General features: G+C 71.1%; 12 protein-coding genes. 6 read left to right on the top strand and 6 right to left on the bottom strand.

The genetic code is table 11. The annotated features are described in order from the left end of the window. Positions 1 to 59 precede the first annotated feature (59 nt). The 3 genes from BXA11_RS03320 (at position 60) to BXA11_RS03310 (ending at position 2065) form a co-directional block, all read left to right on the top strand. Positions 60 to 464 (top strand): hypothetical protein, encoded by a 405-nt coding sequence (locus BXA11_RS03320; RefSeq protein WP_076432618.1) that lies wholly within the window; start codon positions 60 to 62, stop codon positions 462 to 464. A 156-nt stretch (positions 465 to 620) separates the two neighbouring features. After that, positions 621 to 1637: an MDR family NADP-dependent oxidoreductase gene (locus BXA11_RS03315; RefSeq protein WP_076432617.1), complete on the top strand. Its 1017-nt coding sequence runs from the start codon at positions 621 to 623 to the stop codon at positions 1635 to 1637. A 23-nt stretch (positions 1638 to 1660) separates the two neighbouring features. Further along, the gene (locus BXA11_RS03310) at positions 1661 to 2065 is read left to right on the top strand and encodes a MerR family transcriptional regulator (RefSeq protein ID WP_030508432.1); all 405 of its coding nucleotides are present in this window, start codon (positions 1661 to 1663) and stop codon (positions 2063 to 2065) included. On the opposite strand, the gene BXA11_RS03305 is transcribed toward BXA11_RS03310, so the two are convergent. From BXA11_RS03305 to icmB, 4 genes are all read right to left on the bottom strand, one after another. Then, positions 2044 to 3705, bottom strand: coding sequence for a cell division protein PerM (locus tag BXA11_RS03305; protein ID WP_030508431.1), 1662 nt, complete (start codon positions 3703 to 3705; stop codon positions 2044 to 2046). The two genes, BXA11_RS03310 and BXA11_RS03305, sit on opposite strands and share 22 nt — an antisense overlap. Positions 3706 to 4014: 309 nt before the next feature. Continuing rightward, positions 4015 to 4887: a succinate--CoA ligase subunit alpha gene (gene sucD, locus BXA11_RS03300; RefSeq protein WP_030508430.1), complete on the bottom strand. Its 873-nt coding sequence runs from the start codon at positions 4885 to 4887 to the stop codon at positions 4015 to 4017. Next, positions 4887 to 6068: an ADP-forming succinate--CoA ligase subunit beta gene (gene sucC / locus BXA11_RS03295; protein ID WP_030508429.1), complete on the bottom strand. Its 1182-nt coding sequence runs from the start codon at positions 6066 to 6068 to the stop codon at positions 4887 to 4889. Before sucC ends, sucD begins: the two co-directional genes overlap by 1 nt. A 157-nt stretch (positions 6069 to 6225) precedes the next feature. Beyond that, positions 6226 to 6627 carry a coenzyme B12-dependent isobutyryl CoA mutase small subunit gene (gene icmB / locus BXA11_RS03290; protein WP_076433118.1) on the bottom strand — a complete coding sequence of 134 codons (402 nt, stop codon included), beginning with the start codon at positions 6625 to 6627 and terminating at the stop codon, positions 6226 to 6228. Between the two features lie 309 nt (positions 6628 to 6936). Between icmB and BXA11_RS03285 the strand changes: the two genes are divergently transcribed. Next, positions 6937 to 7830 carry a hypothetical protein gene (locus BXA11_RS03285; protein ID WP_143734059.1) on the top strand — a complete coding sequence of 298 codons (894 nt, stop codon included), beginning with the start codon at positions 6937 to 6939 and terminating at the stop codon, positions 7828 to 7830. A gap of 161 nt (positions 7831 to 7991) precedes the next feature. Here BXA11_RS03285 and BXA11_RS41125 read toward each other — a convergent pair whose 3' ends face one another. Both BXA11_RS41125 and pcrA read right to left on the bottom strand, forming a co-directional pair. Beyond that, entirely contained in the window at positions 7992 to 8558 is a 567-nt protein-coding gene (locus BXA11_RS41125; protein ID WP_159454727.1) for a copper chaperone PCu(A)C, read from the bottom strand. A gap of 477 nt (positions 8559 to 9035) precedes the next feature. Further along, positions 9036 to 11351 (bottom strand): DNA helicase PcrA, encoded by a 2316-nt coding sequence (gene pcrA / locus BXA11_RS03275; protein ID WP_076432613.1) that lies wholly within the window; start codon positions 11349 to 11351, stop codon positions 9036 to 9038. A gap of 49 nt (positions 11352 to 11400) precedes the next feature. Between pcrA and BXA11_RS03270 the strand changes: the two genes are divergently transcribed. Beyond that, on the top strand, positions 11401 to 12135 hold the full coding sequence (locus tag BXA11_RS03270) for a PIG-L deacetylase family protein (RefSeq protein WP_143734058.1): 735 nt from the start codon (positions 11401 to 11403) through the stop codon (positions 12133 to 12135). 110 nt (positions 12136 to 12245) lie between these two features. After that, complete coding sequence (locus BXA11_RS03265; protein WP_076432610.1) at positions 12246 to 12734, top strand: hypothetical protein; 489 nt, start codon at positions 12246 to 12248, stop codon at positions 12732 to 12734. The last annotated feature ends 9 nt before the right edge of the window (positions 12735 to 12743 follow it).

Here is a 12743-nt window from a genome sequence, read left to right as displayed (position 1 = left end):
ATCGGGCGCCGGCCATCACGACTGACGACGGGTTATGCGGAACGCGAGGCGAGGAGACCGTGACAACATCCCTACAGACGCCGACCCCTGCGACCGGAGGTCGCAGGGCTCTCGTGCTCGCCATCATGGCGCTGGTCTTCACGCTGATGCTGCCGGCGGCCGGGCTGGCGCTGTCGATATTCGCGATCGTCATCGCGATCCGTGACATCCGCCTGCTCAACCGCGAACGACGCGGGATCGGGATGGCGACCGGGGCCGTCGTGCTCTCGTCGCTCGCGTTCGTCCTGGGGATCGTGACCACGGGATTCCAGCTCTACTTCTCCGACGAGCTCAACGCGTACAACGAGTGCCGCAAGGGCGCGGGCACGGTGGCGGCCCAGCAGGACTGCTCCGAGCAGCTGATGCGGGCGTTCGAACGGAAGATGGGCGTGGCCTGGCCCGCCGGAGTCCCGGCCCCCGCCTGACGGCACGACCGCAGGTGAGCCGTCCGCGCCGTCGCGGACGGCTCACCGGTCTTGCCCTTGACGCGCGGGTCAGGGGTTAGCGTCGCGGGGCCGTGCGGCCGTGCCTGGTCGAGACGCCGCACGAGCGGTCCCTGTCCCGACACCGTGGGAGTTCCCATGCCCCCGACCCTGCCCCGCACCGCACGGGAGATCCGGCTCGCCGAGGTTCCGTCCGGCCTTCCCGGCCCCGAGCACCTGACCGTTTCCGAGGTCCCGCTGCCCGTGCCGGGGGCCGGTGAGGTCCTGGTGCGCAACCGCTGGTTCCAGGTCTTCCCTTCGCTGCGCACGCTCATCGCCGGGGGCGTGCCCGGCACGCCCTTCCCTCCGCTCCGCCCCGGAGACGCGCTGTTCGGCCCGGCCGTCGGCGAGGTCGTCGCAGCCCCGGCCGGCGGCGATCTGCGGCCGGGCGACCTGGTCGCGCATTTCCAGGGCTGGCGTGAGTACGCCGCGGTTCCCGCGGCCGCGCCGCTGGGCGACGCCCTGCCCGACCCGGCCGCGCACCTCGCGTCCGGCGCGACCGCGTACGCCGCCCTGACCCGGGTCGCCCGCCTGCGCGCGGGCGAGACGGTGCTCGTCACCGGGGGCGCCGGAGGCGTGGGGTCGCTCGCCGGCCAGATCGCCCGGCTGCTGGGCGCGGCGCGCGTGATCGGCACCACCGGCTCGCCGGCCAAGGCCGGGCGCATGACCGCAGAGCTCGGCTACGACGCGGCGGTACTCCGCGACGGCGGCCCGATCGGCGGGCGCCTGGCCGAGGCGGCGCCCGACGGCGTCGACGTGGTCGTCGACACCGTCGGCGGCGAGCAACTCCAGGCCGCGGTGGCCGCGGCGCGGCCCGGCGCACGGCTCGTCGTGGTCGGCACCCTGGCCGCCCAGCTGTCGCCCGCGTCCGGCGGCACGACGGCCCCGGTGGAGCTGGACGCCTTCCAGCTCATCGCCAAGAACATCACCCTGCGCGGCCTCACCGGCGTCGACGACGAGATCCACACGGAGTGGACGGAGCGCTTCGGCGCCTGGCTGCGCTCGGGCGCCGTCACCTTCCCGCACACGCGGATCGCGGGCATCGAACGCGCGCCGCTGGCGTTGCGTGAGTTGTTCGAGGGGCGGCACGTGGGGACGGTCGTCATAGAGACGTGAAATGAAAGCAGCCGGGAGGTCTCATGCGGATCGGTGACGCCGCGGCGGCGGCCGGGACCACGCCACGCGCCCTGCGCCTGTACGAGCAGCGCGGATTGCTCCTGCCGCCCCCGCGGACCTCGTCGGGCCAACGGGAGTACGGCCCGCGGGACATCGCCCGTATCCGCCTCGTGCGCCGGCTGCTCGCCCTCGGCCTGACCATCGAGGACGTCGCCCGCTGCGCCGACCGGCTGGACCTGCTGGAGGGCGACGCGCTCCCGCCGTACGGCAGCCCCGGCTGCACCGGCGGCGGCAGCGGCAGCGGCGTCGTGCAACGCCGGATCGCCGCCCTGGACGCCGAGATCGCCCGCCTGACGGACCTGCGGGACCGGCTCGCCTCGGCCGTCGCCGAGCCGGACCGGACAGATCAGTCGCGGTCCCAGGCGTAGGGATCGACGTAGATGACGTGCCCCCCGCGGTCGTCGGTCTCGTCCACGATGTCCTTGCGCGGCGTCGGCGGGGGGCTCGGAGCGCGACGCTTCGCGGCCGGTTTGCGTGGTCTGTCGGAGACCGGAGAGGGAGCCCCGGTCCGCGGCGCGCCCATGTCGTCGAAGGTCTCCGCCGCCGCCGCGGCGTGTTCGTCGGTCCAGTCGTCCCTGATGACCGGGATCGGCTGGGTGTCCGCCTCGGTGGCGTCCAGCCAGTGGCCGGGCAGGTGGGCGCCGCGGGCGGGCCGTACCCGCCCGGCCGCCTTGGCGATCACGGCGCCGGCCTTCCGCACCGGCTCGGGCGGGGTGGCAGGCCGCCGGGAGATCAGCCACCAGTTGGCGATGCCGGCCGAGATGCCGGCGGCCACGCCGACCTCCAGCGTGACCGACAGCGCCACCTCCCAGGGGGACGGCCCCACCGCGGCCAGGCCCGCCCCGCCGAGGGGGCCGCCCGACAGCGCGGCGAGCGTTCCCGCGACGAGGCCGGAGGTGATCCCGCAGACGAATCCCCACAGCGGTGCGGCTTCGATCGAGGGGGTCGGCGCGACCCGGGCCGTCACCACGCCGGCGACCGCGCCGGCCGCGAACGGCACCGCGATCACGCCCATGACCCAGGGGGGTGCGGCGCCGGACGGCGGCAGGGCGCCCAGCAGCGGCAGCATGGGCACCGCGCTCAGCTTGACCCCGGTGGGCGCGACCAGCGTCCCGGCGCCCACCGCGAACCCGGGCCCCGAGATGTAGGCCAGGCCCCAGACGACGGCGTTGAAGAAGTAGAGGACCTCCAGGAGCAGGAGCAGCAGGCCGCCGACCACTCCGGGGCTGAGGACCTCCGACATCTGCTGGATCCGGGCGAAGTTGACCGCCACGGCCCCGAGGACAAGCACGGCCCCGGCCACGAGCATCAACGCGGTCGCGACGGCCGTACCGGCCACGAGCGACCGCGGTCGCTCGGGCAGCAGCCGCAGCATCGACCGCCACGGCCCGATCGTGCGTGCGGTGGCCACCGACCCGGTGACGAAGGCCAGCAGCAGGTGGCTGACCAGCGCCTCTCCGAGGAACGGCTCCATGATCTCGTTGCCGGAGACGAGGGCGATCACCCCGGCGAGCAGCGCGTACGGCGCGGCCAGCGAGATGCCGGCCTGGGCGAAGAGCGCGAGCTGGGCGCGGCGCCGGGCGTTCTCGATGTCGCGCGGCGTGCCCTTGGGCAGCCGGGCCGGCATCCGCACCCGCAGGTCGGCGTCCCGCGCCATCCACAGACCGGCCCGGTAGAGCAGCACCCCCGGCAGGATCATCAGGCCGATGGGCAGCAGGCCCACCCGGCCGCCGGGGATCGCGAAACCGGCGTGGTGGGCGGCGAGCCAGAGCTGGCAGGCCGTACGGAAGACGCCCGGCAGGCCCTCGCCGAACGGCCCGCGGGGCGCGGCCATCCAGCCGATGAGGGTGAGCGTGGTGAGCACGGCGAGGCCGACGCCGAGCGTCCCGACCGCGGCCAGCATGCCGGAGACGGGCAGCGGACGGCGGGTCTCCTCGTCGTCGCCCGCCCCCATGCGGCCGAGCACGGCACGGGGAGCGGTCCTGAATTGATCGAGAAGGCCCGTCACGCTACCGCATCATCCCAGCCCCACGGCCTCCCTCCACGTCGCCACGCCGTCCACCCCCCAAATCGCCGTGATCTTGTAGTTTGTTGCACATCAGCCGCCCAAGCTGGGCACGGAGCATCCGTGATCTTGCAGAAAAACCGCGGACACCACCACGACCTGGGCCCATACGCATCGTGACCTTGCACTTCATCGAAAAGTGCAAGGTCACGAATGACAAAACCGCCGGCAGGAGCGCCGATCGCCCGGCGACTGCATGATCACCAACGGTGGTGGCGCAGGCCAAAGGGCCGCCTGCGACAAACTACAAGATCACGCGGACATGATGTCGCGCATAAGGCGGGCGGTCTCGCTGGGTGTGCGGCCAACGCGGACGCCGACCTTCTCCAAGGCCTCCTTCTTGGCCTGGGCGGTGCCGGCGGAGCCGGACACGATCGCGCCGGCGTGGCCCATGGTCTTGCCCTCGGGCGCGGTGAACCCGGCCACGTAGGCGACGACCGGCTTGGTCACGTGCTCGTCGATGTAGGCCGCGGCGCGCTCCTCGGCGTCGCCGCCGATCTCGCCGATCATCACGATCGCGTCGGTCTCCGGGTCGTCCTGGAACGCCTGGAGAGCGTCGATGTGCGTCGTCCCGATGACCGGGTCGCCGCCGATGCCGACGCAGGTGGAGAAGCCGATGTCACGCAGCTCGTACATGAGCTGGTAGGTCAGCGTGCCGGACTTCGACACCAGGCCGACGCGGCCCTTGGTGGTGATGTCGGCCGGGATGATGCCCGCGTTGGAGGCGCCGGGCGAGGCGATGCCGGGGCAGTTCGGGCCGATGATGCGGGTCTTGTTGCCCTTGGAGACGGCGTACGCCCAGAACTCCGTGGTGTCGTGGACCGGCACGCCCTCGGTGATGACCACGCACAGCGGGATCTCGGCGTCGATGGCCTCGCGGACGGCGGCCTTGGTGGCGGCCGGGGGCACGAAGACGACGGACACATCGGCGCCCGTCTGCTCCATGGCCTCCTTGACCGTGCCGAAGACCGGCAGGCCCTCGTGCGTGATGCCGGCCTTGCGGGCGTTCACGCCGCCCACGACCTTGACGCCGGCGGCGAGCATGCGGCGGGTGTGCTTGGTGCCCTCACCACCGGTCATGCCCTGAACGATGATCTTGCTGTTCTCGGTGAGCCAGATAGCCATTACGCACCTACCGCGGCGAGCTCGGCGGCGCGCTTGGCCGCTTCGTCCATGGTGTCGACCAGCTCGACCCGCGGCAGCGCGGCGTCGGCCAGGATCTGCCGCCCCAAGGCGGCGTTGTTGCCGTCCAGGCGGACGACCAGCGGGTGGGTCACTTCCTCGCCCCGGCTCTGCAGGAGCTGGAAGGCCGAGACGATGCCGTTGGCGACCGCGTCACAGGCGGTGATGCCGCCGAAGACGTTCACGAAGACCGACTTCACCGACGGGTCGGACAGGATGATCTCCAGGCCGTTCGCCATGACCTCGGCCGAGGCGCCGCCGCCGATGTCGAGGAAGTTGGCCGGCTTGGGCTGGCCGGGGAACTCCTCACCCGCGTACGCCACGACGTCGAGCGTGGACATGACCAGACCCGCGCCGTTGCCGATGATGCCGACGTTGCCGTCCAGCTTGACGTAGTTGAGGTGCTTCTCCTTGGCCCGGGCCTCCAGCGGGTCCTCCGCGGCCTTGTCGACGTACGCGGCGTGCTCCGCCTGGCGGAAGTTCGCGTTCTCGTCGAGGGTGACCTTGCCGTCGAGCGCCTTCACCTGGCCGTCGGCCGACAGGATCATCGGGTTGACCTCGACGAGCGAGGCGTCCTCGTCGACGAAGACCGCCCAGAGCTTCTCGATCAGCTCGGCGGCGCCGTCCAGCGCCTGCTGCGGCAGGCCGCCCGCCACCGCGATCTCGCGGGCCGTGGCGCGGTCGACGCCCGTAAGCGGGCTGACCGGCACCTTCGCCACCTTCTCCGGCGCGGTGTGCGCGACCTCCTCGATGTCCATGCCGCCGGAGGCGGAGCAGATGGCGAGGAAGGTGCGGTTGGCGCGGTCGAGGAGGAAGGAGAAGTAGTACTCCTCCGCGATCTGGCTGGCCTCCTCGATCAGGACCTTGTGGACCGTGTGGCCCTTGATGTCCATGCCGAGGATCTGCGTCGCCTTCGCGTGCGCGTCGGCGGCGTCGTCGGCCACCTTCACGCCGCCGGCCTTGCCGCGCCCGCCGGTCTTGACCTGGGCCTTGACGACAACGCGTCCGGTGAGCTGCTCGGCAGCCGCCCGCGCCTCCTCCGGTGTGTGCGCGACGATTCCGCGCGGCACCGGGATGCCGTACTCCGCGAAGAGCTCCTTCGCCTGATGTTCGAACAGGTCCACGAGGGTCCGTCCCTTTTGATGTCCGAGGCCGGGCGCCGTCGTCCCGCCCGGCGTTTCCGCGCATGAAGCCTAGTCCCCGTACGAGCGTGACCGCGTCGTCGGGTCCCACCGGAGCCTTGTCAACAACCCTGCAGTACGGCAGGGTTGGGCAAAATGCCTAAACGGTGGCTGGAACCGCCGAACGCACCCATTCCACGATCTCCTGCGTCGTGGAGCCGGGCGTGAAAATCCGGGCGACTCCCATCTTCGCCAGTTCGGGGATGTCCGCCTCGGGAATGATGCCCCCGCCGAACACGACGATGTCCTCGGCGCCCTCTTCCCGCAGGACCTCGAAGAGCCGGGCGAACAGCGTCATGTGGGCGCCGGACAGGATGGACAGCCCGATCGCCGCCGCGTCCTCCTGGATCGCCGTACGGACGATCTGCTCGGGGGTCTGGTGCAGCCCCGTGTAGATGACCTCCATGCCCGCGTCGCGCAGCGCCCGCGCCACCACCTTGACTCCGCGATCGTGCCCGTCGAGCCCCGGCTTCGCGACGACGACCCGAATCCTGCCTGCCATGAAGACCTCCCGCAGATGGTGCTCGCTGCCCGAAGCGTAACCGCCGCCCGGGGCCCGGCCCCGGAACGCCCCCCATACGTCAGCCACCCATCGGCCGTTCCCGTCTTCATCTCCTGAGGGGTCATCCGCGTGCGCGTTCGGCGGGATCGCGTCCGGCCTTTTACCGCGGAATGGCAATCGGCCGCATACCGGATCACAAATTGAAAACTCACAGGAGATGCTGATTTTCGTGACACTCCCGTGATCATGAGTCGCAATGATTTCCGGGCTGCCCTCCTGATCATGAGGGCACCTACGGGAGGAATCACTGTGAAACGAGCATTCTTGGCGCTGGCGTGCGCCGCGACGGCCGCGCTCGTGGCGCCCGCCGTCGCCGCCCCCGCGCAGGCTCAGACCTCTACTCGGGCCCAGGCCCCCGCCGCCGACCCCGTGGCGGCACTGCGCAAGCAGTTCGTCGCCGGCCACGGCGTGCGGTTCGTCTCCACGGGCACGCTGAGCCTGGCAGGCGTCACGGCCATCAAATACACCTCGAACGGCGGCTACGCCTTCGGCCGGTCCGGCGTCGTCGCCTCGGACAGCACCCAGAAGTCCAAATACAGCGAGCTGCTGAAGGACGAGAACGACGACCTGAAGGACGCGGAGAAGCCTCTCCGCATGATCGTCATTGGCTCGACCGGCTACTTCTCGGGCGGGGTCTACACGAGCCTGCTCCCCGAGGGCAAGACCTGGCTGCGGCTCCCCGGGCTGCGGCCGAACTCCTCGGCGAGCCCGCTGAACCCCCTCGACTGGCACAACCTCAAGGCGGTCCTCGCCACCACCAAGGCCAAGGGCCCCGGCGGCAGAGTCAACGGCGCGAAGACCACGCTCTATCGCGGCACCATCACGCTGGGCCAGCTCATGAAGGCCAACCCGGGCGCCAAGGACAGCCTGGCCGCCATTGGGTCCAACCCCGCCAAGAACGTGGTGTCCTGGAAGCTGTGGATCGGCTCCGACCAGCTCGTCCGCCGCGCCTCGGCCAGCGTCGACCTGAAGCTGAAGTCCGAGGGCGAGTCCTTCACCTTCAACCTGTCCACCGACAGCACGTTCGCCGGCTGGGGCAGGAAGGTCACGGTCAAGGCGCCGCCGAAGAGCAAGGTCGCCAAGCTGTCCGACCTCGACGGCGACGTGCCGGAGACGTCGGGCACCGTAATCCTGCCCAACTGAACCGGGCGAGGCCGATCAGGCACTGAACCGTGCGGCCGAGCCCCTCGCACGGCGTGGCACAGCGGCGGCCGGCTCCTGGTGATCATCGCCCGGGGACCGGCCGCTCCGTTCGTTCCGGCCGGGCGCGCGCCGCCCGTACGCCCGCCCGACCGGCCGCCGCACTAACTGCGGGCGGGCGTGGGCGATCCGGCCCCTCGTGACAGCGGGAGCACGGGGATGCGCAGGGTGATCGTGCCCGCGGTGGGGAAGCGGAACGTGACGTCGATGGGAATGGCGCCGAGCGGGCGGTGGATGCCGACGAGCTCCAGGTGCGGTCGGTCGTGACCTTGCTGGAGGGAGACGGCCCCGTGAGGGGGGATCGTCACGTTGACGGCCTGCTGAGGAGAGGACGGCCCTTGCCGGTAAGCGACCCGCTCGGCGTGGACGGTGCTGACGCCGTCGAGCGTCTGCGGTCTGTCGCTGTTGTTGACCAGGGTCAGGTACAGCCCCAGGTCGTCGCCGGCCTTCTGCTCGTTCATGGGCGGGGCGAGGATGTGGACGTGCAGCAGCCGCACCTGGCCGACCTGCCCGTCGACCAGACCGCTCCTGCTCCAGGTGGCGTGGGGCCTGGCCCGCTGCCGCGGGGAGTCGCACGCCTGTAGCGCCAACGCCAGGCAGGTCGCGAGCAGGATGCACAGCGCCGCTACTCGCCGGTGATCCGTACGACGACGGTGAGATGACGTGTTCATGCGGCGCTCCCTGGTCAGGCAGCCGAGAATGCGGCGTTGCGGGTCGTCCTCCTGGCATGCGGTCCGATGACGTGAAATGAGCCGAATGCAATCGCCGGCTGCGTCGCCGACGGTGATTCCCGCCGATTCGCCGCTGATCGCCCCCGCTTCGCGGGTCTTGCCCGGGCCCGGAAAAGCCTCCACGCGCTCCGAGAATGCCCCGTCACGATCACACGACGACGAAGCCGCGTTCATACGTGGCCATGGCGCATGCGCGCCAGGCCTCCCCGCGCGCGAGTGGCACCGCCCACCCCGCGCGCGTGTGACATCGCTCCACGCCAGTATGCGACCGGTCCCACGGCGGTCGCAAGGTGACGAAACACCCGTGACCTGGGCTCTTACCTGCTCTCCAACGCGCGGGCTGCGGCCTGGCCGCGTTTCCCGCCACCTCCGCCCCCCGGGGGCATGGCACCGGGGGCGGGGCTCAGAGCTCGTCGATCAGAGCTTGTCGATGGGGGCGTAGGCGAGCAGCAGGGTCTTCTCGCCCTCGCTGCCGAAGTCGATCTTCACGCGCGTCTTCTCGGCCTGACCGTCCACCGCCACCACGGTGCCGAGCCCGAACGTGTCGTGGGTGACCCGGTCGCCCGGCGACAGGTTCGGGATCTGCCGGCCGCCGGTCTTCTGCGCGGGAGCCGTACGGGCGGCCGGGCGCGAGGTCGCGGCGGACCAGGCGGTCTTGCCCGGGTCGCCGCGCCACTCGATCAGGTCGCCCGGCACCTCGGACAGGAAGCGCGAGGCGGGGTTGAACGACGGCGCGCCCCACGCCGAGCGGACCGCCGACCTGGACAGGTAGAGCCGTTCCATCGCCCGGGTGATGCCGACGTACGCCAGCCTGCGCTCCTCCTCCAGCTCCTTCGGGTCGCTCAGCGAGCGCATGTGCGGGAAGACGCCGTCCTCCATGCCGGTGAGGAACACCACGGGGAACTCCAGGCCCTTCGCGGTGTGCAGGGTCATCAGCGTGACCACCCCGCCGTGGTCGCCCCCGTCCGGGGCGCGCTCCCCCGGGGGGACGACCCCGCCAGACCCTCCCGGGATCTGGTCGGCGTCGGCGACCAGCGAGACCTGCTCGAGGAAGTCGACGAGCGTGCCCTCCGGATTGGCCTCCTCGAACTCGGCGGCCACCGCGATCAGCTCGTTGAGGTTCTCCAGCCGGCTCTCGTCCTGCGGGTCGCCCGAGGTCTCCAGCTCCGTCCGGTAGCCGGTGACGCTCAGCACCTCCTCCGCCAGGTCCGGCAGTGGAAGCTCCTTGGCGCGCAGCTCGTCGAGCATCGCGACGAAGTCGCGGATCGCGTTCAGCGAGCGGGTGGCCACCCCCGGCGCCTCGTCGGCCCGGCGCAGCGCGTCCCAGAAGGCGATGCGCTCCCGGTTGGCGAACGCCTCGACCATCGCCTCGGCACGATCGCCGATGCCGCGCTTGGGCACGTTGAGGATGCGCCGCAGCGACACCGTGTCGTTGGGGTTGGCCAGGACCCGCAGGTAGGCGAGCAGGTCCTTGACCTCCTTGCGCTCGTAGAACCGCACCCCGCCCACGACCTTGTACGGCAGGCCGGTGCGGATGAAGATCTCCTCGAACACGCGGGAGGCGGCGTTCGTGCGGTAGAAGATCGCCACGTCGCCGGGGGTGACGCCGTGGTCGTCGCTGAGCCGGTCGACCTCCTGCGCGACGAACATGGCCTCGTCGTGCTCGTTGTCGGCCGCATAACCGATGATCTTCGGACCCGCCCCCTGGTCGGACCACAGGTTCTTGGGCTTGCGGCCCTCGTTGCGGGAGATGACCGAGTTGGCGGCGTTCAGGATCGTCTGGGTGGAGCGGTAGTTCTGCTCCAGCAGGATCGTCCGCGCGTCCGGATAGTCGCGCTCGAACTCCAGGATGTTGCGGATCGTCGCGCCACGGAAGGCGTAGATCGACTGGTCGGCGTCGCCGACGACCACCAGCTCGGAGGGCTCGACGCCCTCCCGCACCACGTCGCCGTCGGCGGTGCGCACCTCGGGCCGCCCGACCAGCTCGCGGATCAGCGTGTACTGCGCGTGGTTGGTGTCCTGATACTCGTCGACCATCACGTGCCGGAACCGCCGCCGGTAGTGCTCGGCCACGTCCGGGAAGAGCTGGAGCAGCGTGACCGTCAGCATGATCAGGTCGTCGAAGTCCATCGCGCCGGCCTCGGTGAGCCGCCGCTGGTAGGTGCGGTACGCCTCGGCGAGGGTCCGCTCCAGATGGGTCGAGGCCCGGTCGGCCGCCGTCTCGTAGTCGATCAGCTCGTTCTTGAAGTTGCTGACCTGGGCCGAGAAGGACCGCGGCGGGTAGCGCTTGGGGTCGAGGTCGAGCTCGCGGCACACCATCGCCATGAGCCGCTGCGAGTCGGCCTGGTCGTAGATCGAGAAGCTGGAGGAGAAGCCCAGCCGCTTCGCCTCGCGCCGCAGGATCCGCACGCAGGCGCTGTGGAACGTCATGACCCACATGGCCCTCGACCGCGGCCCGATGAGCTTGTCGACCCGCTCCTTCATCTCGCGGGCTGCCTTGTTGGTGAAGGTGATCGCGAGGATCTCCCCCGGCTGGACGCCGCGCTCCGCCAGCAGGTAGGCGATGCGGTGCGTCAGCACCCTGGTCTTTCCGGAGCCGGCCCCGGCGACGATCAGCAGCGGGCTGCCCTGGTGGGTGACGGCGTCCCGCTGCTGCGGGTTGAGGCCGTCGAGCAACGGATGAGTGGCGGCTCGGGTGGACACTCTCCTTAGGTTATGGCCGCGCACCGACATCCGGAGCCCACTCGCCCGGCAAGTCACGTTTAAGGTGATGTGCCGGACCATGAGGAGGCTGCTCGTGCTGGACGAGGCGGATATCAAGAAGGTGCTGGTGGTCGTCGCACACCCCGACGACATCGACTTCGGCGCGGCGGGCACGGTCGCCCGGCTGACCGAGGCGGGGGCCGAGGTGACGTACTGCCTGGTCACGGACGGCGACGCGGGCGGGTTCGACCGTGCGGTGGACAACGGCGGCATGGCCGCGCTGCGCCGGGCCGAGCAGACGGCCGCCGCCAAGTGCGTGGGCGTGAGCGACCTGCGCTTCCTCGGCTACCAGGACGGCGCGGTCGAGCAGACGCTCGGCCTGCGGCGGGACATCGCCCGGGTGATCCGCCAGGTGCAGCCGGACCTGGTCATCACCTCGACCCCCGAGCGCAACTACACGCGGATCAGCCCGAGCCACCCCGACCACCGCGCGGTCGGCGGCGCCACCCTCGACGCCGTCTACCCCGACGCCCGCAATCCCTACGCCTTCCCCGAACTGCTCGCCGACGAGGGCCTGGAGGCCTGGACCGTCCGCGAGGTGTGGCTCACCGGCGGCATGACCCCCAACCACTACGTCGACGTCACCTCCACCGTGGACCGCAAGATCGCCGCGCTGCGCGCGCACGAGAGCCAGACCTCGCACATCCCCGATCTGGACGGCATGATCAGGGGCATGCTCTCCGGTCACGCCGCCGCCGCGGGCCTTCCCGAGGGCTCGTACGCGGAGGCGTTCCAGCTCGTGATCACCGCCTGAGCCGGGCGGACCGGGCCCTCCACCTCCGGGTGGAGATCGCCTGATCTCCACCCCGGTTTTCCACCCTCGCGCCGATCCGGTGCGCGCCCGATATTCCTACCGTCGAGCGCATGGAAACCACACAGATCGTCGCCCTCGCCCTCGTCGTCGTCGCCTTCGTGATCTACCGGCAGATGAGGCCGAGGCCCGTCGCCAGGCCTGTGGCCTTGATCATCGCCGCCGTGATGGTCCTGGCCGGTCTCAGCGGCGGCGGGCTCGTCGACGCCGGCCACGCGTCGCTGAGCATCGCGGTGCTCGTCGCGGAACTCCTCGTGGCCGCCGGTCTCGGCGTGCTGCGGGCCATGACGACGCGCGTGTGGCGTGACCAGCACGGCGTGGCGTGGTCGCAGGGCGGCGTCCCGACCCTCATCGCCTGGGTGGGCTCCATCGCGGTCCGGGTCGCGATGATGGCCCTGACCTCCTTCCTCGGCCTCGCCTCGTCGCAGAGTTCCGTGCTCCTGTTCGTCGGGGTGACCCTCGGTGTGCAGTTCCTCGTCGTCGCCCGGCGGGCGAACGCCCTGCCCATCGGCCCCGCATCGGGCATCCAGACGGCCCGCTAACGTCGGGAT

This window comes from Microbispora rosea (assembly GCF_900156315.1).
Taxonomy (GTDB): Bacteria; Actinomycetota; Actinomycetes; order Streptosporangiales; family Streptosporangiaceae; genus Microbispora; species Microbispora rosea.
Note: the sequence above shows the minus strand (reverse complement) of the source record. Positions and strands in the feature narration are given on the sequence as shown.